Raw genomic sequence first — 512 nt, 5'->3', positions numbered from 1 at the left:
GCCTTGATCTGCTCATCAAGGCCATTTAAAGCGATGTTTTGCCGGGCGATTCGTACCGCCACCCCATCGAGATCCATAGCCAGAACTTCGCCTGCGCCAAGTTTGGCCGCGGCTAAAGATAGTATTCCCGAACCGCATCCGGCATCGATCACCTTTTCGCCGCCCTTGATATACTGCTCGATAAATATCAGACAAAAGCGGGTGGAAGCATGAATACCGGTTCCAAAGGCCATGCCTGGATCGATCTCGATTACCACATCTGTCAATTCGGGCTCATACTTTTCCCATGACGGCTTAATCAGCAAACGCTGTCCGACTCGAAAGGTATGGTAGTACTTCTTCCAGCTGTCCTCCCAGTCTTCATCCNNTTCAAAGTCAGAGCCTAGCAGCCTCTGTATCTCTTCCAGACCCTGTTCGATCTCTGCCGTCACCTGGCGGTCTTCATGAACATAAGCTTTAACCCGAAAAGGCCCCGGGCCGGAAAAATCACACCCCGGAGCTTTATCCTCATC

Annotated in this window: 1 protein-coding gene; it reads right to left on the bottom strand. The window is 51.8% G+C overall.

Annotated elements, in window-relative coordinates:
* Positions 1 to 431: 50S ribosomal protein L11 methyltransferase (locus B3W37_RS06505; RefSeq protein WP_483175139.1), on the bottom strand; the 431-nt coding region annotated here is incomplete at its 3' end.
* Positions 432 to 512 lie beyond the last annotated feature (81 nt).

It is taken from the genome of Syntrophomonas sp. UBA5494 (assembly GCF_002426325.1).
The sequence above is the reverse complement of the archived record's forward strand: the minus strand, read 5'-3'. Positions and strand labels throughout refer to the sequence as shown.